Raw genomic sequence first — 20,843 nt, 5'->3', positions numbered from 1 at the left:
CACCATGCAGATACTCGGCGAACTGATCATTGGACACGAAGCCCGCCGCGGCACCGGCGGCGAACTTCACGCGCTCGCGGCCGCGAGCGGCGAACAGCTCGAACCGGCGTTCGGCGCCGCGACGCAGGACGACCTCGACCGTGCCTGCGCGCTGGCCGAAGCCGCCTTCGACCCGTTCCGTCAATTGCCCGACGAGCGCCGCGCCGCGTTTCTCGAGCGCATCGCGCAGGGTCTCGTCGACCTCGGCGACACGCTGATCGAACGCGCGCAGCTCGAAAGCGGCCTGCCGAAGGCGCGTCTCGAAGGCGAGCGCATGCGCACGGCCGGCCAGTTGCGGCTCTTCGCGAGCCTCGTGCGCGACGGCCGCTGGCACGGCGCCGTCATCGACCCGGCGCAGCCCGAACGCACGCCGCTGCCGCGTCCCGACCTGCGCCAGCGGCGCATCGGGCTCGGCCCCGTGGCCGTGTTCGGCGCAAGCAACTTCCCGCTCGCGTTCTCGGTCGCGGGCGGCGACACCGCCTCGGCGCTCGCGGCCGGCTGCCCCGTCGTCGCGAAGGCCCACCCGGCGCACCTCGGCACCTCCGAGCTCGTCGCGCGCGCGGTCCAGCAGGCGGCGCGCGACACCGGCATGCCCGAGGGCGTGTTCTCGCTCGTCGTCGGCGACGGCAACTGGATCGGCGAGGCGCTCGTGAGCCATCCGGCCATCCAGGCCGTCGGCTTCACGGGCTCGCGCCAGGGCGGCCTCGCGCTGCAGCGGATCGCCCAGGCGCGGCGCGAACCCATCCCCGTCTATGCGGAGATGAGCAGCATCAATCCCGTGTTCCTGCTGCCGGCGGCGCTCGACGCGCGCGGCGAGCAGATCGCGCGCGACTTCGTCGATTCGCTCGTGCTCGGCGCCGGCCAGTTCTGCACGAACCCGGGCATCGTCGTCGGGCTCAAGGGCGCGGCGCTCGACGCGTTCTGCACCACCGCGAGCGCCGCGCTCGCCGCGAAGGCCGCCACGACGATGCTGACGCCGGGCATCCACCGCGCCTACGGCGCCGGCGTCGAACGCCTGCGCGCGCTGCCCGGCGTGACCCGGCTCGCCGAGGGACAGCCGGCGCAGGGGCGTCACGACGCACAGCCGGCGCTGTTCAGGACCGACGCGCTCGCATTTCTCGCCGACCCGCGCATGGAAGACGAAATCTTCGGCCCGAGCTCGCTCGTGGTCGTCTGCGACGATCTCGCCGAAGTGCACGCCGTGGCGCGCCATCTGTCGGGGCAGCTCACGGCGACGCTCCAGTACGACGCCGGCGACCGCGAGAGCGCGCGGCAACTGCTGCCGACGCTCGAGCGCAAGGTCGGCCGCATCCTGTTCAACGGGTTCCCGACCGGCGTCGAGGTGAGCTACGCGATGGTGCACGGCGGCCCGTTCCCGGCGACCTCGGACAGCCGCACCACCTCGGTCGGCGCCGCCGCGATCGACCGCTTCCTGCGCCCGGTCTGCTACCAGGCCGTGCCCGACGACCTGCTGCCCGAGGCGCTGCAGGAGCGCAACCCGCTCGGCATCTGGCGGCTGCGCGACGGCCAGCTCGTCAAGGGCTGATCTCGACCTGACCGGCCGCCGCCGCCGCGAGCGCGGCCTCGGCGGCCGGATGCATCGTCGCGTCCGGCCACGCGCCGTCGCGCATCAGCGCGGCGGCGCGCTGCCGGATCATCCGCGTCACTTCCCAGATTCCTTCCGGCACGGCCCGGTTCTGCGGCCACGCGATCGCCACGTCGCGGCGAATGGCCGGATTGTGCAGCGCGTGGCAATGAAGCCGCCCCGCCGCGACCTCCTCGACCACCGCCGCGAACGGCAGCACCGTCGAACCGCAGTTTTCGAGCACGAGCCGCTTGGTGATCGAGATCGAGCCGTCGCATTCGAGCGCGATTTTCGGCGCGAAGCCGCAGCGCGCCGCGAGCGACTCGACGAGCACGCGCAGCCCGTGGTGCGTGCTCGGCAGGATGAGCGGCAGCTCGCCGAGCACGCGGACGTCGACGGGACCCGGCGGCAGCGCGCAATCCTTCGGCGTGACGAGACAGACGCCCTCCGTGAGCAGCAGGTCGAACTGCGTCGAGCCGCGGTACTCGGGCACGTACATGATGGAGAGGTCGACTTCGCCGTCGCTGAGCCAGCCGAGGATGTGGCTCGCGAGCCCCTCGACGAAGCGCACCTGGGTGCCCGGGTAGCGCGCCTTCAGCGCGTGGCCGAGACTGCCGAACATGATTCGCGCGATGGTCGGCTGCGCGGCGATGCAGAGCCTGGCCGGCCCCTGCTCGACGCTGCTGCGCATCGCGTGCTGCGCCTCGTCGAGCGTGCGCTCGAGCGTCCTCGCGTAGCCGAGCAGTTGCTCGCCGCGCTCGGTCAGCAGCACGCCGCGGCCGCTGCGCCGGAACAGCCGCACGCCGAGTTCGCCTTCGAGCATGCCGATGCGCCGGCTGACGGTCGACTGGTTCGCGCCGAGATCCATCGCCGCGCGGGAAATGCTGCCGGCCTTGGCGACGCGCGCAAACAACTCGAGGTCGTCGGAATTCATACCCACCTTTTCGAAAGAACGCCGGGCGCACGCGCCGTCCGCCGCCGGCGAGGCCGCGCCTCGCGCGGTCGTCCCCGCCCGGTCGCCGTGAATGATAGTGCAGTCTGACGAAACGCAAACATTCTGACCGACGGAAACGGCCGCAACGGCGCAAATGCCGTCCCCGCCTGCGCGGCCGGACAACTGCGTCAAACCGGCGCTCACCCGGCGGTACGGGTAGAAACGGCATCTATAATAGGAATGGTTCTTATTTACCATTCAGGCATTCGATGTATCTCTCCGATCTCCCCAAAGGAACGTCCGCCGTCGTGGAACGCGTCGAGGACGTGCAGGCTTCCGACGCCATCGCGAAACGTCTTCGCGACCTGGGCTTCGTGCCCGGCGAGCCGGTCCGCGTCGTCGCCCATGGCCCGTGGGGCGCCGAGCCGGTGCTGATCCAGATCGGCTCGACCCGCTTCGCCCTGCGCCGGGCCGAAGCGCGGCGCGTCAGCGTCGCCCCGGCGGTCCGCTCATGAGCCGGAACGCGCTGCGCATCGCCCTCGTCGGCAACCCGAACTGCGGTAAAACCGCGTTGTTCAACCTGCTGACGGGCGGCCGCCAGAAAGTCGCCAACTACGCCGGCGTGACCGTCGAGCGCAAGGTCGGGCGTCTCGTCACGCCGTCCGGGCGCGCCGTGCAGGTGCTCGACCTGCCCGGCGCCTACAGCTTCGACTCGGTCAGCCCCGACGAGCGCATCACGCGCGACGTCGTGCTCGGGCGCCATCCCGGCGAGGTCCCGCCCGACCTCGTCGTCTGCGTCGCCGACGCGACGAACCTGCGCCTGCACCTGCGTTTCGTGCTCGAAGTCAAACGCCTCGGCCGCCCCGTCGTCCTCGCGCTGAACATGATGGACGAGGCCCGCCGGCGCGGCATCGTCATCGACGTGCCGACGCTGCAGCAGCGGCTCGGCATCGGGATCGTGCCGACCGTCGCCGTGCGGCGCGGCGGCGCGAGCGGCCTGATCGAGCTGCTCGACCTGACCGCCGCCGCAGGCAGCGCCGATACGGCCGATACCGCCAATACCCCCAATACGCGGCCCGCGCAACATAACGCCTCCGGGCGCGACGCGGCGAACAGCGACGGCGCCGATGACCTGCACGCCGAGGTCCGCGCGCTGCTCGCGGCCGCCGTCATGATGCCGCGCGCCACCGACGCGCGCGACGACGCCCTCGACCGCATCGCCCTGCACCCCGTGCTCGGCATGCTGCTCCTCGCGCTCGTGATGTTCCTCGTGTTCCAGGCCGTCTATTCGCTCGGCAAGCCGCTGACGGACGCGATCGGCGACGGCTTCGACTGGCTCGGCGGCGCCGTCGGCGCCCTGCTGCCCGACGGACCGCTGCGCGGCCTCGTGACCGACGGCCTGCTGACCGGGCTCGGCACGGTGCTCGGCTTTCTGCCCGAGATCCTCGTGCTGTTCTTCTTCATTCTCGTGCTCGAGGAATCGGGCTATCTGCCGCGCGCGGCCTTCCTGCTCGACCGGCTGATGCTCTCGGTCGGCCTCACGGGCCGCTCGTTCATCCCGCTGCTCTCGAGCTTCGCCTGCGCGATTCCGGGCGTGATGGGCACGCGCAGCATCACGGACCCGCGCGACCGGCTGACCACGATCCTCGTCGCGCCGCTGATGACCTGCTCGGCCCGCCTGCCCGTCTACGCGCTGCTGATCGGCGCGTTCATCCCGGCGCGCCGCCTGTTCGGCGTCTTCAACCTCCAGGGGCTCGTGCTGTTCGCGCTCTACGCGGCCGGCATCGGCGGCGCGATGCTGGTCGGCTGGCTGTTCAAGCGCCTGCGCCGCGACAAGGCCGAGCACGCGCTGCTCATGGAACTGCCGTCGTACCGGCTGCCGCGCGTGCGCGACGTGGCGATCGGGCTCTGGGAACGCTGCACCATCTTCCTCAAGCGGCTCACCGGCGTGATCCTCGCGCTGACCGTGCTGATGTGGTTCATCGCGACGTTCCCGGCCCCGCCCGACGGCGCGACGGGGCCGGCCATCGACTACACGTTCGCCGGCTACATCGGCCACGCGCTGCAATACGTATTCGCACCGCTCGGCTTCAACTGGCAGATCAGCCTTTCGCTGATTCCCGCGTTCGCCGCGCGCGAGACGGCCGTCTCGGCGCTCGCGACGGTCTACGCCGTGAGCGGCGGCGATGCCGACACGCTCGGCCTCGGCCACGCGCTCACGGCCAACCTCCCGCTCGCGAGCGCGCTGTCGCTGCTCGTCTGGTTCGCGTTCGCGCCGCAGTGCATGTCGACGCTCGCCGTCATTCGCCGCGAAACGCGCTCGTGGAAGAACGTGGCCATTTCGTTCGGCTACATGTTCGTCATGGCCTATGCGGCCTCGTTGCTGACCTGGTCGATCGCGAGGTGGCTCACGTGAATACCGGCCTCTATCTGCAATACGCCGTCATCGTCCTGCTGGTGGCCGCGAGTTCCGTCTACCTGTTCCGTCGGCTCGCGCCCCGCGCGGCGGCGCGCTGGCAGACCTCGGCGGCCGCCTCGCTCGCGAAGACGCGACGCCCGCGCGCGGTGCGGGCGCTGGGCCGCTGGCTGGAACCGCGCGCGGCCGCGTCGGGCGATTGCGACAGCGGCTGCGGCGGTTGCAGCGGATGCGGCAAGGCCGAAGCCCCGTCCGCCGCCGAGGACCAGGACGTCCTGCAATTCCGTCCGCCGCGAAAATAGGCGGCCGTCTCCGGCGCGCCTTGCCGCGCTCATGCGGCAAGGCGCGCCTTTCAGCAGCGTTTGTCCGCCACCGACCCGCGTCCCGCCTCGCCCCGTTCCGGACTTCCCGCTTCCCCGCTCCCCCGCTTCCGCCTCAAACCCGCCCAGGCTTCCGCTTCACGCATCGCCGTCGAGAGCCGCGTTGCCGTACGGACGCGGCCATCGTGAACGCGCCCCAATCGGCCGGCATGCTTTAATGTGGGTTCGCAGGTCTGTAATTCGTTCCGAAACGACAGGAGGCAGTACCGATGATCCATCCATTCCGAACCCCCATGCGCCGGGCGCTGGCCGTGGCGCTCGTCGCGGCCATGACCGCGACCGTGGCGCTGCCGGCACAGGCACAGCACTTCCGCGGCCGTGGCGGCTTTCACGGCGGCGGTGGCTATCACCGAGGCGGAGGCGGCATAGGCGTGGGCGGCGGGCTGCTCGTGGGCGCGCTGCTCGGCGCCGTCGCGGGCGCGGCCGTCACGAACGCCACGGCCGCGCCGCCGGCCGCCGCCTACTATTCGGCGCCGCCGCCGCCCCCGCCGCCCGGCGCCTACTACTATCCCAACAGCTATCCGGCGCCGCCCGGCTACTGATGCCGAGCCACAGCGCACCCGACGCCGGCCGCCCGTTGCCCACCGATTCCGGCAACCGCGAACCGCGCGCCCTCATCCGACAACCCGATTCCAGCATCCCGACATGAAAAACATCGTTCGCCAAGCTCTCGCTCCTGCCCTGCTCTCGCTCGCCTTCGTCGCGACGTACGCCTCGGCGCAAACGACGCCGGCCAGCGCGCCCGACGCCGCCTCAGGCTCGCATGCCCGCCGGCACGCGGACTACATCGAGCAGCGGCTCAACACGCTGCACGCCCAGCTCAAGATCACGGATCAGCAGTCGCAGCAGTGGGACGCCTACGCGCAGGTCGTGCGCGACAACGCCCACAGCACCGACGCCGCGTTCCGCGACCGCGCCCGCCAGTTGCCCACGCTGAACGCCGACGACGCGATGAAGTCCTACGCGTCGATCGCCCAGCTCCACGCGGAAAACATGCAGAAGCTTTCGACCGCGTTCAGCGCGCTCTACGCGTCGCTGTCCGACGACCAGAAGCAGACCGCCGACGAGCTGTTCCGCAACGAGCGCGCGCGTCGCCACGGCGCGGCGAGCCACCGGCACGCTGCCCCGGCCGCCGCTTCGGCGCCGGCACCGGCCTCGAACTGACCGGTCGCCCAGCCCCGGGCATACGCCCGTCCGCCCGCATTGCGCGGGCGCGGCGGTCGCATGCCCGCCGTTGCGCTTTTCAACGCCGGTTGGCGCCGCCGCCCATGCAAATGAGCGGGCAAGGCGCTCCATGACGTGCTATCGGGCGGAGTACGTACCGCTCGCATCCTGTTGACGCTCAGTCTCGGCAGCAAGCTCAGTCAACGAAATATCCAGCGCCTTGCACAGCGAAATCATCGTGCCCAGCGTGGGCGAGCATCTCCCCGACTCCAGGATCGAAATATATCCGCGGTCCAGCCTGGAATCGAAAGCCAGAGACTCCTGCGTCAACCCTCGTGCCTTGCGAAGCTGTCGCAGCGCGCGACCGAAGGCAAAACTATGCCGGGACATTTCCGACGCCCGGTGGTAATCGAAATTGCTGCATGCCGGCACGCCGTGCATGACATGGCCGCCCCGGCGCTCCCCGCCGATCGAACGATCTCCCGCCGTGGGCCACGATCGACTGCATCGTCATCCCCGTCGCGCCGTCTACTTCGCCGCCGCGACGGCCTGCGTGACGCGCCGGTACAGCAAATCGAGTTCGGCCATGTGATGCGAGCTCAGCTTCGGCCCCGGCATGCGCATCGTCGCGTGACGAATCGCGCCGCGCCGCCGCAGCACCTCCTTGCGCGCGGCCACGCCGAAAAAGCCCTGCGCCTCGTAGGAAAGCAGCGGCAGATAGCGGTCGAAGAGATCGTGCGCGGCCTCGACCTGACCTTCGGTAAAGAGCCGGTAGACGCCCGAAAGCATCTCCGGATGCGAGAACCCGGCCATCGGCCCGTCGATGCCGCGCGCCATCTCGTAGGGCAGGTAAAGGCCGTTGTTGCCGGTCAGGATCGCGACGCGACGCGTCTCGCCCTTGCGTAGCTGCGTGATCTTCTCGAGGCTCGGCAGGTCCTCCTCCTTCACGACCTGGATCTGCGGGAAATGCCCGATCAGCCGCAGGATCGACGGCACCGACATCCACACGCCGCTCGCGCCCGGAAAGTCCTGCAGCACGACCGGCACGTCGCCGATCATCGAGAACACCGTCGAGAAATAGCCGAACAGCTCCTCCTCCGTGCGAATGCCCGACGGCGGCGAGATCATCACGCCGGCCGCCCCGCGCGACATCGCCTCGTGCGTGAGCGTCGCGAGCTGCGCCGTGCTCGGGTTGCTCACGCCGACGATGACGGGCTTGCCCTCGGCGCGCGCGATGAAGCGGCTCGTCACCTCGACGGCCTCGTGCTGGGCCAGCTTGCCGCCCTCGCCGCTCACGCCCAGCACCACGAAACCGTTCGCGCCGTGCTGGAGATAGAACGCCGTGAGCGTGTCGATGCTCTCGAGATCGAGCTCGCCCCGCTCGCCGAACGGCGTCTGCGCAATGATGAAACTGCCCCGGATGTGACTCAGCATGTCTGTCGGCTCCTTCTGCCCGTGTCCCGTCCGCCCCGCCCCGCTCGCGTCGCGGCAACCCGGCCAGGCGGGACGATTGAGATGATTTGAACGACTTGTTGAACGATTTGTTGAAGAACCGCGATGATTGCGCTAACAATCCATTCTTGCGCGAGTCGCCCGATGCTGTCAACGGCGGCCCCGTGCTTTCATGCCGGCCGGGCGAACGATGCCCGGCCGACTGCCGTCATGCGCCGTTCCGCCCCGCGCCGAGCGAGGCCGACGACGGCGCGAAGGCGTCGTCGCGAATCTCGACGGGACCGCGCACGAGCACCAGATAAACCGCCGACGCGGCCAGCGAGACGCCCGCCCCCGTGAGCAGCGCCGGCACGAACGAGCCCGTGTGCTGGACGATGAGTCCCGTCACGATCGGCGCCAGCGCGCCGCCCAGATAGCCGCCGAAGTTCTGCAGCGCGCCGAGCGAGCCGGTGCAGCCCGCAGGCGCGAGCACGCTGATGGCCGACCAGGCGATCGTCGAGGCGGCCGTGCCGCAAAACATCGCGACCGACACGCAGGCCACGGCGACGGCGTTGCTGTCGACGAAACCCGCGATGCCGATGAGCACGGCCTGCACGACGAGACACACGCAGGCGGGAATCTTCCGGCTGTTGACGAGACTCAGACGCCAGTTCGCGAGCCAGTCGACGACGTAGCCCGCGCTCAGCGCGCCCGCCACCGCGAACAGATACGGAATGGCCGCCGTCCACCCGATGCGCGCGATGCTCATGTGTCGCGCGATCTGGAGATAGCCGGGCAGCCAGGTGTTGAACAGCCAGTTCACGTAGATCATGCCGAAGAAGCCGAGCACGAGCCCCCAGGTCGTCACCGAGCCGAACAGGCCGCGCCACTGCCGCAGGTTGATCTTCGGCGCGACCGTCCGCTCGGCGTTGCCCGTGCGGTAGTGCTGCTCGGCCGCGTTCAGGTCGACCTCGCCGGCGTTGCGGTAGCGCGCCGCCCAGACGAGCGCGACGACCCAGCCCGCCACGCCCATGATGAGGAACATCGCGCGCCAGCTGAACTGCAGCATCAGGAACGTGACGAGCGGCGCGGCGAGCCCGGTGCCGAAATACGACGCCGACAAATAGATGCCCGTGGCCCGGCCGCGCTCGCGCACCGCGAACCAGTCGCGCACGACGCTCGCGCCGGTCGGAAATTGCGGCGCCTCGCCGACGCCGAGCACCACGCGCGCGAGCCCGAACTGCGCGGCCGAGCCGACGAGGCCGCACATCGCCTGCGCGCTGGACCAGACGGCGAGCCCGCCCGCGAGCAGCCAGCGCGCGCCGAAGCGGTCGATGAGCCAGCCGATCGGCAACTGCGCGAACGCATAGGCCCAGAGGAATGCGGACAGAAGCACGCCCATCTCGGCGATGGACAGGCCCATGTCGTGGCGGATCAGCGGATTGGCGATGGCGAGCGCGGCGCGGTCGACCGTGCTGATCGTGCCGCTGGCGAACAGCATGGCCAGCGAGGCGCGCTGGATCGCCTTGATGCGCGCGAGCGGCGGCGTTGGGGTGGGCATGGCGTCTCCTTCATTTTTTATGTCTGTCCGTGCGCCGCCGCCGTTTTCCGCGTCGTTTCCGGAAAAGCAGACGACCAGGCAGCAGCCACGCATCCAGCTTATATCCGGCTATCGGTCGTCGATAGTCGATGTTTGCGCTACCATTCTTTGCTCCCGGGATGGGCCTTGTCAAGCAAGGCGGACTGCTGGGAAACCCCAGGCGCCGTCGGCGCAAAAACCCGACGCTATAATCGGGGCCGCACGTTGCCGCCCCCTTTGGCCGGCCTCACCAACGGACGATTCATGACGAGCGAAGCGTTTCCCGCCGCGACGAGACGGGTCAAGAAAACCTCGACGGGCAGTTCGACTCTCGAGGACGTCGCGCGCAAGAGCGGCGTGTCGGCCATGACGGTCTCGCGCGCGCTGAACCGGCCCGAGCTCGTCAGCGCGACGACGCGCGACCGGGTCTGGCAGGCCGTCGAGGAGATCGGCTACATCCCGAACCTGCTCGCGGGCGCGCTCGCCTCGAACCGCAGCCGGCTCGTCGCCGTGATGCTGCCGACGATGGCCAACTCGATCTTCGCGGGCTACATCCAAGCGCTGACCGAGCGCCTCGCGGCCGCCGGCTACCAGGTCATGCTCGGGCTCACGAACTACAGCTTCGAAACCGAGGAAGCACTGCTCGCCACCGTCATCAGCCGCCGGCCCGACGGCATCGTGCTGACCGGCACGCAGCACAGCGCGCGCAGCCTGAAGCTGCTCGGCGCCGCGAAAATTCCGGTCGTGGAAACGTGGGACAAGGTGCAGGCGCCGCTCGACATGCTCGTGGGCTTCTCCCACTTCGACGTGGGACGCGATACGGCCGGCTATCTGCTCGACCGCGGCTATCGCCGCTTCGGCCTGCTCTGGCTCGACGACGTGCGCGGCACGCTGCGCCGCGAGGGATTCATGCAGGCGCTCGCGCAGCGCGGCATCGCGCCGGCCGGCGTCAGCGTGGTCGCCGCGCCGGCGAGCCAGCAGCTCGGCCGCGAGGGGCTCGACGAACTGCTGCGGCAGGACCCGTCCATCGACGCGATCGTCTGCAGTTCCGACGAGCTCGCGTTCGGCGTGCTGGCCGAGGCGAACCGGCGCGGCATCCGCATGCCCGACGACCTCGCGCTGATGGGCTACGGCGACCTGAGCGCGGCCGCCCACACCTACCCGTCGCTCACGACGGTCAAGGTCAACAGCGCGACGATCGGCGCGAAGGCGGCCGAGGTGCTGCTTGCGCGGCTTCAGCCGTCCGACCCGTCGTCCGGCGGCGACGGCAGCCGTGCTCACGGCGGCGAAACGAGGATCGACACGGGCTTCGAGATCGTGCAGCGGGAAAGCACGTAGCGCTCAAGCGCGCGCATCCGCGCGCCGTCGGTGTCAACCCTCGTCCGGCGCCAGGCCGAACCCCGCGAGCAGCCCGCTCGCGCGCTGCACCTTCGTGCCCACCGCCTGTTCGAGGATCGGCCGGCCCTCCGGCACCGCCAGCGTCAGGAACCGGCGCGCGCGCGTGATGCCCGTGTAGACGAGTTCGCGCGTGAGGATCGGGCTGAACGTGTCGGGCAGCACAAGCGCCGCGTGCTCGAACTCCGAGCCCTGTGACTTGTGCACGGTCAGCGCGAGCACCGTCTCCACCGATTGCAGGCGGCTCGGCAGAACCCATTTCACGCCGCCCGATCCGTCGCCGGCCGGGAACGCGACGCGCAGCGCCGGCGCGCCCGACGCATCGCTCGCCCCCGAGCCCGGCGCCGTCCCCGGCCAGGCCAGCGCAATGCCGATGTCGCCGTTCATGAGGCCGAGCTCGTAGTCGTTGCGCGTGACGAGCACGGGCCGGCCCGGATACCACTCGCCGCGCATCGCGACGAGGCCCTCCTCCTCGAGCAGGCGCGCGATGCGCCGGTTCAGCCCCTCGACGCCCCACGGTCCGCGCCGCAACGCGCAGAGCACCTGAAACGCGCCGTGCGCCTCGAGCACACGGGCCGCCCATTCGTCGAAGGCCGGCGCACCTGCATCGTCGGCCGGGCGCGTCTCGCGCATCGTTTCGAGGTAATGCCGATAGCCGTACCGCACGGCGTCGCACGCTTCGTCGTGCCCGCCGTGCCCGTCGTGCCCGCCGTGCCCGTCGATCACGAGCGCGCGGAACGACGCGTCGTCGGACGGCGAACAGGCGAGCAGCGCGAGATCGCGATGACCATGCGTCCAGATGCCGGCCACGGCCCCGGCATGCCCCTCGTTGACCCACGCGGCAAGCTGGCCGATGCCGCTGTCGGCCGCGAACCGATGGCTTTGCCGCAGCATCGCGATCGCCTGGTCGAGCGGCGCGCCGTGCGCGTCGATCTTCGACGCCTCGATCGTCTCGCCCGTCGCCGCCTGCAGCCAGTCGCGCGTGGCCGGCGTGTAATGGCCGCGGGCCGCGCGCTCGCAGAGCTCGCCGAGCACCGCGCCGGCTTCCACCGAGGCGAGCTGGTCCTTGTCGCCGAGCAGAATCAGCCGCGCCGGGGCGGGCAGCGCGTCGAGCACGGCCGCCATCATCTCGAGATCGACCATCGAGGCTTCGTCGATCACGAGCACGTCGACGGGCAGCGGATGGTGCGCATCGTGGCGAAAGCGCCGGCTGCCGGGCCGCGTGCCGAGCACGCGATGCAGCGTCGTCACGGTCTTCGGAATCGCCGCGCGCGCGGCCTCGCCCTGCGCGAGCCCCGCCAGCGGCAATGCCTTCACCGTGTTGGAGATCGATTCGTTGAGCCGCGCGGCCGCCTTGCCCGTCGGCGCCGCGAGGCGAATCCGCAGCGGCCGCGCCGCGCGTTCGAGCGCGAGCGTCTGCAACAGCACCAGCAGCTTCACCACCGTCGTCGTCTTGCCGGTGCCCGGCCCGCCCGTGACGATGCTGAACGCGCCGCGCGCCGCCAGCGCGCAGGCAAGCTTCTGCCAGTCGGCGCCGGCGGCTTTCTCCCTGCTCGCGGGAAACAGCACGTCGAGCACGCCGCGCACTTCGCCGGCCGGCAGCGCGGCCTCCCGCTGCGCCGATGAGGCCAGCCGTCGCTCGATGGCCTCGCGCACGTCCTGCTCGTACTGCCAGTAGCGCCGCAAATACAGCCGCGTGCCGACGAGCACGAGCGGCGTGTTGCCGGCTCCCGCGCCGACCAGCTCGCGATGGTCGAGCGCCGCGAGCCACTGTTCGAGGCTCACGCCGGCAAGCACCTCGGCCGGCAAGGCGGCGGATTCGTCGTCCGCCTCCGGCGCCTCGGCGAACGTCGTCGCCCCTTCGGGCGGCAACGACAGCGCGAAGGCCGGGTCGTCGAGCGTCGCGCGCAGGTCGAGGCAGGCGTGGCCGCGCCCGAGCTGATGGCTCGCCAGCGCGGCGGCCAGCACGGCGAGCGGCGCGGCGTCCGGCACCTCGTGCCGGAGAAACCGCGCGAACGCGGCGTCGAGCGCGCGCAGCCAGCCGCGCGCGACCCATCGGTCGAGCACGCCGAGCATGGGCCGCGCGTCGCCGTCGCGGGGGATCGAGATGGCGCGCGACGGACCGGCCGGTTGCGCGGCCGCGGCCTTTGCGGATCGTTGGGCCCCGACCGTAGCGACCGTAGCGTGGGCGTCGGATCGAATGGTCATGGCGTCTCCCCGAGGTCGTGCGATATCGGCTCCGGCGTACCGCCGCCGTGCTCGAACAGCGCGTCGAGCCGCTCGATCAGCTCGCGCGGCGGCCGCTCGACGTGCAGCCCCTGCCCGGCCGAGCGACTGCCGCGCAGGAACAGATAGACGGCGCCGCCGACGTGACGGTCGTAGTCGTAGTCGGGCACGCGCGTCCTGAGCAGCCGGTGCAGCGCGAACAGATACAGCACGTATTGCAGTTCGTAGCGCGCATGCAGGATCTGCTGGCGCATCCTCGCGCCCGTGTAGTCGGCGTCGTCGGGGCCGAGCCAGTTCGATTTGTAGTCGGCCACGTAGTAGCGCCCGCCGTGCTCGAAGACGAGGTCGATGAACCCCTTGAGCATGCCGTTCAACCGGGCGGGTTCGAGCGCGGGCCGCTCGGCGCCGTCGAGCGTGAAGCGCGTCACGAGCGCGTCGAGCGCGGGCGTCTCGACGCGATGCGCCGCCAGCCAGAATTCCATCTCGGCCATGTACGACTTCAGGTCCGCCAGCACGACGGGCGGCACCGCCTTGCCGCGCACGGGCGGCAGCGCAAGCGGCTCGCGCAGCAGATGCAGCATCCAGTCGGTCAGCGGATCGATCCAGCGCGCCCAGCCGGCTAGGTTGCAGCGGCGCGCGATCATGTCGCGCATGCGGCGCCGGTCGCGGGAGAGCGTCGCGAAGCCCTCGGCGGCGGCCGATTCCATGAGACCGTGCAGAAAGCTGCCCGCGTCGGCGCCGCGCGGAAAGTCGTGCAGCGCGCCGCCGAACGACAGGGCGGCCTGCGCGATCGACACGGCCGGCGGCGCGGAGAACGACGGACCCGAGGCGTCGTCGGCGAGCGTCCCGGCCTCGTGCAGATCGCGGAACACGTCCTCGCGGCGCGTTTCCGGCGCGACGCGCGCGCCGTCTTGCACATCGCTCTCCATCGTCGCGCCCTCGATCGCGACGGCCGGCGCCGCGCCCGCTTCATCGCCGTCCATCCCGTCCATCGCACCGGCAATCTCGCGCGATGGGCCGCTTATCGTCGTCGGGTCCTTGCGCAGGCTCGAATAGCTCGCGATCCACCAATGCTCGCTGACGCGCCTCGACAACGACCGCGCCGCGCCGTGCACCTGCCGCTCGTCGAGCGGCACGAACGGATCGTCGCTCGCGGCAGGCGCCTCGGCCACGGCGATGCCCTCGCACTCGCCGCGCAACCGGGCGAGCAACGCGCCGAGCCGCGCGGGCTCGACGGGCCGGCCGCCGTCGAGCAGATAGCCGAACGCGCTCGCCTCGACGCCCGGAATCGGCGCGAGGCCGACCCAGGTCGCGTAGCGCGCGCGCGTGAGCGCCACGTAAAGCTTGCGCAGGTCTTCGCCGAGCCGCTCGCGGTCGGCCCGCGCGAGCGCGGCCGGATCGCCGGGACTCACGTGCAGGCGCCCTTCGTCGTCGTGCCACTTGAGCGGCATGTCGGTGATCTTCGCCGCCCGGTAGCTGCACGCGAACGGCAGGAATACGAGCGGATATTCGAGCCCCTTCGACTTGTGGATGGTGACGACCTGCACGAGGCCCGCATCGCTTTCGAGCCGGAGCTGGCGCGCGTCGCCGCCCGCGTTCGCGCCTTCGTCGCCGCGCTGCTCGTCGAGGTAGCGCAGCAGCGCGTGCTCGCCGTCGAGCTGGCGGCTTGCCTGCTGCAGCAGCTCGGCCAGATGCAGCAGGTTGGTCAGCACGCGCTCGCCGCCGACGGCCTCGCCGGCCGTCTGCCCGAGCAGGCGCTGCGGCACGCGGTAGTCGTTGAAGAGACGCCGCAGCATCGGCAGCACGCCCTGCTTGCGCCAGCATTCGCGATAGCCGCGGAAATCCAGGACGCGCCGCTCCCAGGCGAGCTCGTCGCGATTGAGCGCGTCGAGCTCGGCCCAGTCGAGGCCGAGCGTGGCCGTCGCGAGCGCCGTGCGCACGAGCCGGCCGTCGTCGGGCTCGGCGCAGGCCGCGAGCCAGTGGCGCAGCTCGCCGGCCTCGTCGGTCTGGAACACCGAATCGCGATCCGACAGATAGACGCTGCGCACGCCGCGCACGGCCAGCGCCGCGCGAATCGCGCGCGCCTCGTCGCGGTTGTTGACGAGCACGGCCATGTCGGCGGGCACGAGCGGTTTCGTGCCGCGCGCGCCGGCAAAGCCGGCCTCGCCGCGCTGCCCGAGGTTCAGCAGACGCGCCATCTCGCTCGCGCAGCTTGCCGCCATCTGCCGGAAATAGGCCTCGCGCGAAAGCGGCTTGCCGTCTTCCGCAGGCGGCAGCCACCAGGCGTTCAGCGCGGGCAGCGCGACGCCGCCGGCTTCGAGGCGGTCCTGGCGACCCTGCGCCTCGGCCGCGACGAACGGCAGCGGATTCGCCTCGTCGTCCGGACTCCGGAACAAAAATGCGCCCGCCCCTTCCGGCCGCGTTTCGGCCGCCTCGAAGCAGCGGTTGACGGCCGCCACCATCTGCGCCGTGGAGCGGAAGTTGCGCACGAGCGTGTGGAGCCGCCCCTCGCAGGCACGTCGCGCCTGCAGATACGTGTAGATGTCGGCGCCGCGAAACGCGTAGATGGCCTGCTTCGGATCGCCGATCAGCACGATCGCCGTGTCGGGATCGTTGCACTCGATCCGGTAGACGAGGTCGAAAATGCCGTACTGCACCGGGTCCGTGTCCTGGAACTCGTCGATGAGCGCGACCGGATATTGCCGGCGGATGATTTCGGCGAGCCGCGCGCCGTTCGGCTTTTGCAGCGCCGCGTGAAGGCGCGTGAGCAGATCGTCGAAACCCATCTGCGAACGCTTCGCCTCCTCGTCGGCAAAGCGGCGCTCGACCCAGCGCGCGGCGTGACAGAGCAGGTCGTACCAGGCGTTCGGCTGCGCGTCGAGCGCGGCCGGCAGCGATTCGAGCGCGGCCCACGCGGGATGCGCCGGCGGCTCGCCGGTGGTCCAGATTTCCCTGAGCCCGTCCGGCGTCAGGCGCGTCCAGGCCGCCGAGCGCTCGTCGAGCGCCGGCCGATCCCGCTCGGGCTCGGTCGCCCATTCGTGCAGCCGGCCGAGCCAGTTCTCGAGATTGCGCGCGTTCAGACGCCGCGCGTCGTACTGCTTCTTCGCCTTCGCCGCCTCGAACAGCGTCCGGATTTCATCGATCCATCCGGACCAAGGCGCCTTCAGTTTCGCCAGATAGTCGCGCCGTTCGAGGCGCGCCGCCGCCAGCGTCTCGCGCGGCGCGGGCCCCTCGGGTAGCTGCGCCGCGTAGCCGGTCAGGCCGCGCATCTGCGCGAGCAGCGCGTCGGGGCTCGCGAACCGCTGGCGCACTTCGGCCGCGTCCTGCGCATCGAGCGGCGCGAGGAACGTGCGCCAGTAGTCGCGCACGACCTCGGCGCGCAACTCGCTCTGGTCCGTCACGAGCGTCTGCGAAAACAGGCTGTCGCTGTCGAACGCATGCTCGCTCAGCATGCGGTTGCACCAGCCGTGGATGGTCGAGACGGCGGCCTCGTCCATCCACTCGGCCGCGAGTTCGAGACGGCGCGCGCAGGCGGCCCAGTCGTCGGGCGCGTATTCGCCGCGCAGGTCGTGCAACAGGTCCTCGTTCGCGGCGCGCGGCGCGATTTCGCCGGGATCGGCCCGGAAATACGCGGCCGCCTCGACGAGCCGCGTGCGGATACGCTCGCGCAACTCGCGCGTCGCCGCGTCGGTGAACGTGACGACGAGGATCTCGGGCGGCATCAACGCGCGCGTGCTGCCGTGCCCGAGCACGAGCCGCACGTAGAGCATCGCGATCGTGAAGGTCTTGCCGGTGCCCGCGCTCGCCTCGATCAGGCTGCTGCCGCGCAGCGCGAACCGCAGCGGATGCAGCACGGCGGCGGACGCGCCGGCGCGCGTCGTGGAAGTCCGGGTCATGAGGCGTCTCCGGCGTCGGCGGCAGGTTTCGCGCCGCCGCGGGATTTCGACGCGACGGGAATCGCGCGATGAAGTGGCAGCAGCAATTCGCGCGCGAGCGCGTCGAACTCGCCGCTCGCGCTCAGCGCCTCGAAGTCAGGCCAGGCGCGGCGCAGGAAGACGTTGGTGTCGCGCTCGCCCGCCTGGCGCGGCGCGCCCTCGTAGACGAGGCGGGCGACGTCCCGCGCCTGCTGGAGCGAGGCGGCCGGCGCTTCCCGGCCCTCGTCGCCCTTGTCGCCTTCGTCCCCCTCGTCCCGGACGTCGGCCCGCTTGCGCAGCCAGGCGAAGGCCGTCTTCACGGCGAGCGGCAGCGGCCGGCGCATGCCCGCCTCCCAGCGGCGCCGCAAGCCGAGCAGCACCTCGCGCGCCTCGTCTTCGGCGACGGGCGCGAACTCGACGTCGCCGATCTTGCTGACGACGACCGTCGTCACGGGGCCGGCCGCGAGCTGCGCGGCCAGATGCCCGACCCAATGCGCGACGAGCCGTTCGCTGCGATAGCGATTGTCCTTGACGAGCGTGCCCGCATCGAGCGCGACGCGCGCGCGCGCGCCGTCGGGCGCGCTGCGCAGGCCGTCGATCCAGTCCTCGATCGCCGGCAACCCTTCGGCGGCCGCCTCGTGCAGCGCGCACGGCTCGTCCAATACTGCCGGCCAGCGCGCGAGCGCCGCGCGATAGCGTTCGAAGAGCCCCGGCATCGGTTCGAGCAGTTGCGCGCCGATCACCTCGCCGAAGCCGCCCCCGGCCAGCTCGCCGCTGCGCCGCAGACGGTCGAGGCAATCCAGCGCGGCCGGCATCAGGTCCTCATCGCCGCGCGCGAGCGCCTCGGCCTGCGCGCGGATCAGCGCGTCCTGCAACCGCCAGGCGTCGAGCGCGTCGACGTCGAACGGCTCGTGGTCCTCGCTCGCGGCGTCGGCGGCATCGAACGCCACGCGCAGCCGCTGACGGAAGAAACTCCTGACGGGATCGCGCAGAAACTCCGCGAGCTCGCCCACCGAAAGCGGCTCCTCGCGCACCAGCGGCGGCAGCGCGAGGTTGGGGCCCGCGCCGGCGACGCGGGCCGCATCGGCCACATCGGTCGTATCGGCCGTATCGGCAGCAACACCCGGCGCATCGGCATGCACGGGCGGCGCCCATTCGCTCGCGTAGGTGAAGAGCGCCGAATCCTGCCCGGGCGCCGGGAAATAGTCGACGCTGAACGGCTGCAGCGGGTGCTCGACCGTCAGCGCGTCGAGCAGCGCCTCGGGCGGCGCATCCGCATCGGCCCCCGCCAGCCGCCAGCCGGCCTTCAGATGGTCGCGCAACTGGCCGACGAGCACCGACGCCGGACGCGGCGTGTTGTCGTTGACGCTGCGCCCGACCCACGACACGTGCAGATGCTCGCGCGCCGAAAGCAGCGCCTCGAGAAAAAGATAGCGGTCGTCCTCGCGGCGCGAGCGGTCGCCGGGGCGATAGTCGCGGCGCATCAGGTCGAAGTCCGGCGGCGTGCGGGTGCGCGGATAATCGCCGTCGTTCATGCCGAGCAGGCAGACGCGGCGAAACGGAATCGCGCGCATCGGCATCAGCGTCGCGAACGTCACGGCGCCCGCGAAGAAGCCCTGCGAGAGACCGCCGGCGCCGAACTGCGAGAGCCAGTAGTCGCCGACGATCGACAGCGGCAGCTCGCCCTCGAACGCGGCCTCCTCGCAGGCATCGCGCCAGGCCTGCAGCGTGCTGTCGAGCCGCTCGAGCGTGTAGGCGTCGTCGCCGTCGGTCGCGGCGAAGAAGGTGTCCTTGAGCGCCCGCAACCGCGTGCACCAGTCCTCGACGGTGGCCGGCGTGCGCAGCGTGCGCCAAGTCTCGTCGAGCGCCTCGACGAGACGCATGAGCGGCCCGAGCAGCGCTGCGTCGAGCCCGCCGATCTCCGCGTACGGCTCGATGTCGTGCCATGCGTGCGCGCCCTCGCCGCTCGCGTAGCCGAGCAGCATCCGGCGCAGGCCGAAGCGCCAGCTATTGGGCGCATTGCCCGCGCCGGCCCCGGGCAGGTTCAGGCTCGCGCGCTGCTCGGCGTGCAGCCCCCAGCGGATGTTCGCGCCTTCGATCCAGCCGCGCAGCTTCGGCACGTCTTCGGCGTCGATGCCGAAGCGCGCGCGCAGCGCCGGCACTTCGAGCAGATCGAGCACGTCGCTCGCGGCGAGCCGCGACTGCGGCAGCGCGAGCAGCGTTTCGAGCGCGCCGATGAGCGGATCGAAATCGCGCTGGCCGCGGTCGGCGAGATTGAACCGGATGTAGCGCGCATCCTTCGCGTCGAAGAGACCGAACACGGCCTGGATGTGCGGCGCGTAGACCTCGACGTCGGGCACCATCACGATGACGTCGCGCGGACGCAGCGTCGGGTCGGCGTCGAACGCGGCGAGCAACTGGTCGTGCAGGATCTCGACCTCGCGCTGCGCGCTGTGCGCGACGTGGAAGCGGATCGACGCATCGCGCCGCGCCTCGAGCCCGGGCCAGCGCGCGCGCGTTTCCGCAAGCGGGCGCAGGTCGCGGATGTCGTCCTGCAACTGCTGGAGCAGCGTACCCGTCTCGCCGTCCTCGAACAGATCGATGCGCTGGCCGATGCCCGCGAAGTGCGGCGCGTAGCGCGCGCGCGCCTCGTCGTTGTCGTACTCGTCGAGCAGGCCGACGAAGTCGCGCCCCTGCTTGCCCCAGGCCGCGAGCAGCGGGTGCGCGTGCAGATGGAGCTGCGTGTGGTCGAGCACCGGGGGCGCGCCTTCGCGCCGATGCTGACGCGAGCGGTCCGCGCGCAGCAGGTCCTGGTCGGCGACGATGTCGCCCCAGTAGTAGGCGCACGGGTTGTGTACGCACATCAGCACCTGGGTCCAGCGCGCGAGCGCGGCCAGCACCTCCACCGACTGCCGCGGCAGGCTCGAGATGCCGAACACGACGATCCGGCGCGGCAGGCCCGGCGGCGGCGCGGCCTCGTCGGGCCACGCGACGGCGGCCCGCATGAACGCCTCGTGCACGGCCGCGCGGCCGGCCTTCGACGGGCCGCCGCCGGCCGCGTCGGCCCGGCCCCCGCCGACGTCGTCGAGCAGCGCGCGCCAGAGCGCGGCTTGCCAGCGCTGCTCGTCGGGCAGAGGCGGACGCCGCTCGCGCGCGTCGATCAGCACGTCCTCGCCCGCGGCCCAGGCCGCGAGCCAGTCCGCGCGATACACCTGGTACTGGTCGAATAAATCGGCCACCTGCTCCGCGAGCTGGAAGCGCTTGCGCTCGTCGTCGTCCTCGGCCATGAAACGCTGGAGCGGCGCGTAGCCGGGCCGATCGAGCAGTTCGGACAAGAGCCGCGTCAGCCGCCAGACGAGGCGCGACTTGTCGAACGGCGAGACGGCCGGCACCGCCTCGGCGCCGAGCACCGCGCGATAGGCCTGCCACAGGAAGCGCGCGGGCAGCGACATCTCGAAGGCCGCGCAGATGCCGCAGCCGCCGTCGGCCTCGTCGGCGGCGAACGTGAGCTTGAGCCACTGCGCGATGCCGTTGCTCTGGACGAGCATGACCTCCTTTTCCAGCGGCGCGAGCGGATGCTGCCGGATCCACTCGACCACGAGGTCGCGCAACCGCTCCGGCCGGTTGCCGTGAATCAGCATCAGTCCCGCGGAAAGGGCGTCCATGGTCAGGCGAGGCTCCGTCGATACCGTCGAAGAAAAAGCGCGCGCGGCCCGCACGGGCGGTAGCCTGGGCTACGTCCGTGCGGGCCACGCAGGCGGAACGCGCGTTCCGCCCGAC

At 71.2% G+C, this 20,843-nt stretch carries 14 protein-coding genes; 7 read left to right on the top strand and 7 right to left on the bottom strand.

The features are described from left to right. The first annotated feature begins 4 nt into the window (after positions 1-4). Positions 5-1,585, top strand: a complete 1,581-nt coding sequence (locus CY652_RS08455; RefSeq protein WP_102130323.1) for an aldehyde dehydrogenase (NADP(+)) — start codon at positions 5-7, stop codon at positions 1,583-1,585. Here CY652_RS08455 and CY652_RS08450 read toward each other — a convergent pair. Then, positions 1,575-2,558 (bottom strand): LysR family transcriptional regulator, encoded by a 984-nt coding sequence (locus CY652_RS08450; RefSeq protein ID WP_102130260.1) that lies wholly within the window; start codon positions 2,556-2,558, stop codon positions 1,575-1,577. The genes CY652_RS08455 and CY652_RS08450 overlap by 11 nt on opposite strands. Before the next feature lie 269 nt (positions 2,559-2,827). Here CY652_RS08450 and CY652_RS08445 point away from each other — a divergent pair, with 269 nt between their 5' ends. The 5 genes from CY652_RS08445 (at position 2,828) to CY652_RS08425 (ending at position 6,518) form a co-directional block, all read left to right on the top strand. Beyond that, positions 2,828-3,073, top strand: coding sequence for a FeoA family protein (locus tag CY652_RS08445; RefSeq protein WP_102130259.1), 246 nt, complete (start codon positions 2,828-2,830; stop codon positions 3,071-3,073). Further along, the gene (feoB, locus tag CY652_RS08440; RefSeq protein WP_102130258.1) at positions 3,070-4,974 is read left to right on the top strand and encodes a ferrous iron transport protein B; all 1,905 of its coding nucleotides are present in this window, start codon (positions 3,070-3,072) and stop codon (positions 4,972-4,974) included. Before CY652_RS08445 ends, feoB begins: the two co-directional genes overlap by 4 nt. After that, the gene (locus CY652_RS08435) at positions 4,971-5,276 is read left to right on the top strand and encodes a DUF6587 family protein (RefSeq protein WP_180970477.1); all 306 of its coding nucleotides are present in this window, start codon (positions 4,971-4,973) and stop codon (positions 5,274-5,276) included. The genes feoB and CY652_RS08435 overlap by 4 nt, the downstream gene beginning before the upstream one ends. A gap of 287 nt (positions 5,277-5,563) precedes the next feature. After that, entirely contained in the window at positions 5,564-5,896 is a 333-nt protein-coding gene (locus CY652_RS08430; protein WP_219723717.1) for a hypothetical protein, read from the top strand. Between the two features lie 103 nt (positions 5,897-5,999). Further along, the gene (locus CY652_RS08425) at positions 6,000-6,518 is read left to right on the top strand and encodes a Spy/CpxP family protein refolding chaperone (RefSeq protein ID WP_102130256.1); all 519 of its coding nucleotides are present in this window, start codon (positions 6,000-6,002) and stop codon (positions 6,516-6,518) included. A gap of 138 nt (positions 6,519-6,656) precedes the next feature. Here the strand turns inward: CY652_RS08425 and CY652_RS08420 are convergent, their stop codons facing one another. The 3 genes from CY652_RS08420 to CY652_RS08410 form a co-directional block, all read right to left on the bottom strand. Next, positions 6,657-6,908, bottom strand: a complete 252-nt coding sequence (locus tag CY652_RS08420) for a helix-turn-helix domain-containing protein (protein WP_102130255.1) — start codon at positions 6,906-6,908, stop codon at positions 6,657-6,659. Between the two features lie 138 nt (positions 6,909-7,046). After that, a complete protein-coding gene (locus CY652_RS08415) occupies positions 7,047-7,952 on the bottom strand; it encodes a dihydrodipicolinate synthase family protein (protein WP_102130254.1) in 906 nt (301 codons plus the stop codon). Between the two features lie 226 nt (positions 7,953-8,178). Then, positions 8,179-9,510, bottom strand: coding sequence for an MFS transporter (locus CY652_RS08410; protein ID WP_102130253.1), 1,332 nt, complete (start codon positions 9,508-9,510; stop codon positions 8,179-8,181). Positions 9,511-9,792: 282 nt separating this feature from the next. Here CY652_RS08410 and CY652_RS08405 point away from each other — a divergent pair, with 282 nt between their 5' ends. Then, a complete protein-coding gene (locus CY652_RS08405) occupies positions 9,793-10,866 on the top strand; it encodes a LacI family DNA-binding transcriptional regulator (RefSeq protein ID WP_102130252.1) in 1,074 nt (357 codons plus the stop codon). Positions 10,867-10,899: 33 nt separating this feature from the next. Here CY652_RS08405 and recD read toward each other — a convergent pair whose 3' ends face one another. The 3 genes from recD to recC are packed head-to-tail and all read right to left on the bottom strand — an operon-like array spanning position 10,900 to position 20,728. Then, complete coding sequence (gene recD, locus CY652_RS08400) at positions 10,900-13,131, bottom strand: exodeoxyribonuclease V subunit alpha (protein WP_102130251.1); 2,232 nt, start codon at positions 13,129-13,131, stop codon at positions 10,900-10,902. Continuing rightward, on the bottom strand, positions 13,128-17,045 hold the full coding sequence (recB, locus tag CY652_RS08395) for an exodeoxyribonuclease V subunit beta (RefSeq protein WP_102130250.1): 3,918 nt from the start codon (positions 17,043-17,045) through the stop codon (positions 13,128-13,130). Before recB ends, recD begins: the two co-directional genes overlap by 4 nt. After that, positions 17,042-20,728 carry an exodeoxyribonuclease V subunit gamma gene (gene recC, locus CY652_RS08390; protein WP_219723716.1) on the bottom strand — a complete coding sequence of 1,229 codons (3,687 nt, stop codon included), beginning with the start codon at positions 20,726-20,728 and terminating at the stop codon, positions 17,042-17,044. Before recC ends, recB begins: the two co-directional genes overlap by 4 nt. Positions 20,729-20,843: the final 115 nt, after the last annotated feature.

It is taken from the genome of Burkholderia sp. WAC0059 (assembly GCF_002870125.1).
Taxonomy (GTDB): Bacteria; Pseudomonadota; Gammaproteobacteria; order Burkholderiales; family Burkholderiaceae; genus Paraburkholderia.
Note: the sequence above shows the minus strand (reverse complement) of the source record. Positions and strands in the feature narration are given on the sequence as shown.